General features: G+C 38.6%; 2 protein-coding genes. One reads left to right on the top strand and one right to left on the bottom strand.

Annotated features, from left to right (window positions below; all coding sequences use genetic code 11):
• Window positions 1-1,047 (bottom strand): UDP-N-acetyl-D-mannosamine dehydrogenase (gene wecC, locus WS34_RS14285; protein ID WP_046405672.1); only part of this gene is annotated, 1,047 nt, incomplete at its 3' end.
• 271 nt (window positions 1,048-1,318) lie between these two features.
• Here wecC and WS34_RS14280 point away from each other — a divergent pair.
• Window positions 1,319-2,470 (top strand): AAA family ATPase, encoded by a 1,152-nt coding sequence (locus tag WS34_RS14280; protein WP_046405670.1) that lies wholly within the window; start codon window positions 1,319-1,321, stop codon window positions 2,468-2,470.
• The last annotated feature ends 343 nt before the right edge of the window (window positions 2,471-2,813 follow it).

Here is a 2,813-nt window from a genome sequence, read left to right as displayed (position 1 = left end):
GGGCTCCACCACTAAAATATCGGCGTTATTACAGCTCTGCAATACTTTTGTCGTAATATATTTCGCTGGAGATTCACGAAGATCATCGATATTGGGTTTGAAGGCAAGTCCCATCATTGCGACAATCGGTTGACAATGATGAACCAATTCAAACTTCAACATCTCGTTTTGTACTTTTTCTGCACACCAAAACGATTTATAGTTATTAATCTCACGAGCTTTAGATATAATCTGGGATTCCATCGGAAAATCCGCCGTAATAAAATAAGGATCGACAGCTATGCAATGGCCCCCCACTCCACATCCCGGCTGTAGAATGTTGACACGCGGATGTTTATTCGCCAACTCAATTAATTCCCATACGTTAATCCCAGCTTTGTCACAAATCAATGACAATTCATTTGCAAAAGCAATTTGTACATCCCGGGAAGAATTCTCCGTTAATTTACACATTTCGGCCGTACGACTATTTGTTCGATGCAATTTTCCCTGTACAAATTGACTGTAGAATGCAATTGCCTTTTCAGTAGATTCAGGATTTATACCACCAATTACCCGATCATTATGCACCAGTTCATATATTACATTTCCAGGCAAAACACGCTCCGGACAGTAAGCAATATAAATATTCCCTTCCAATTCAGGACGCTCATCAAAAATAAGTTTTGTCATCATTTCCGTCGTTCCTATCGGAGAAGTCGACTCTATAACAAATAAATCTCCCACTTTCAAAAAAGGGATAACAACACGAGTAGCAGCCTCGACATAGGATATATCCGGTTCATGATTCCCTTTAAAAGGAGTAGGCACAACCATAAAGTAAGCCTCGCTGACCTCCGGTTTCACAGCAGCTTTCATCTGGCCGGAAGAGATCACTTCCTCCAGATAAGCTTCCAAGCCAGGCTCTACGATATGTAATTTCCCTTGATTAGTCATCTCTACAACTTGGGGATTAATGTCTACCCCAATCACTTCTATACCGTGTTTAGCAGCAATTATAGCTGTAGGCAGGCCTATATAACCCAATCCCATAAAGCATGCTTTCATTGTTATCAGATTTTAAACGAGAATTATTAACGACTATTTTAGATGAAGGTACCTCCAAAATGCCAATAAAAAGAGTTCAATTAAATCAGAATTTAATTAAACCAGTTCCCATTACATATAGGATATTAAACAAAACTCCCTGATCCGATAACAGATCAGGGAGTTTTGTTTAATATGAGATAAAAAACGATTGGAATGCAATTTTTACATAGAATATTATGTGATTTGCATAATTCGGATAATATAATTATATTTGTATAAAAATGGAGTTATGAGGAAAATAGTGAACCCTTTTATTGTGACGGGGAAAATCGATCCGGCCTATTTTTGTGATCGGGAAGAAGAATCGGCCCGTTTGATCCGGTCGTTGGATAACGGGAATAATTTGGTGATTATTTCCCCGAGAAGGATGGGAAAGACGGGATTAATTCAGTTTTGTTATGAAAAACCGGAATGGAAAAAAACGTATTACACTTTTTTCATCGACATCTTACATACTTCCAGTCTGAGGGAGTTTACCTATACGCTGGGGAAAGAGATTTATGAAACGTTGCTGCCCCGGAGTAAAAGAATGACTCAACTTTTTATGCAGACGCTGAAATCAATTAGCGGGAAATTCGGTTTCGATCCGCTGTCGAATACCCCGACTTTTAGTTTGGAGTTAGGGGATATCGACCGACCCGAATATACGTTAGATGAAATTTTCGTTTATCTTGCCAAAGCCGATAAACCCTGTATTATTGCCATCGACGAATTTCAGCAGATCGCTAAATATCCGGAAAAGAATATCGAGGCTTTGTTGCGGACACATATTCAAAAAATAAATAATTGCCATTTCATTTTTGCAGGAAGTGAACGGCATATGATGCAAAATATGTTCGTATCTGCTTCACGTCCATTTTACCATAGTGCAGATATGCTCGAACTAAGTGCTATCCCCGACGAGAAATATATTCCCTTCATTGTCGGTAATTTCAATAAATTCGGAAAATCTATTTCCGAGGACACGGCCAAACGGGTATACGCCTTGTTTCAGGGGCATACTTATTATATTCAAAAAACTTTTAATGAAGGTTTTGCAGATACTGAAAACAATAAGGAGTGTACGATTAGTATTCTTCAACAAAGTATCGATAGGCTACTAAGTGACAACGACACCATATTCCGGGAAATCCTTTCCAATATACCGGAACGTCAGAAAGAAGTGTTGTACGCCATTGCAAAAGATGGAGAAGCCCGTCAAGTCACTTCTTCTGCTTTTATTAAACGTCATCGGCTGGCTTCGGCCAGTGCTGTACAATCGGCTATAAAGAAGTTGCTGGATAAAGATTTTATCACAGAAATCAATAAGACGTATTCTCTCACAGACCGTCTTTTTGCTTTGTGGATAAAAACGGTTTACGGAACCGGTTTCCGGTTATAAACAAAACTTCCCTGATCTTTTGAAATCAGGGAAGTTGGAAGTGAATTAGGGGCACCTCTATCGGTTAGCAGAATTACAAAAGTGACAAAGGTTACAGAAGTCAGACTGAACCACTGTAACCTTTGTCACTTTTGAAACCGTAATAATTCTTTTAATCAATCGGTTTCAATTTCTAAATTTCTGAATTTGTTATTTTATTATCCCTTGACGCAGTTTCTTGTTCGATTTTTTGAATGAAATCAGATTTCACTTCCTGCAAATTTTTTCCTCCATAGGTCAGGGATTTTTCACCGACCCGCACAATACCGAAAATCATCTTTTCTTCCTCGTCATACTCCTCATA

This window comes from Odoribacter sp. N15.MGS-14 (assembly GCF_000980245.1).
GTDB lineage: Bacteria > Bacteroidota > Bacteroidia > Bacteroidales > Marinifilaceae > Odoribacter > Odoribacter splanchnicus.
The sequence above is the reverse complement of the archived record's forward strand: the minus strand, read 5'-3'. Positions and strand labels throughout refer to the sequence as shown.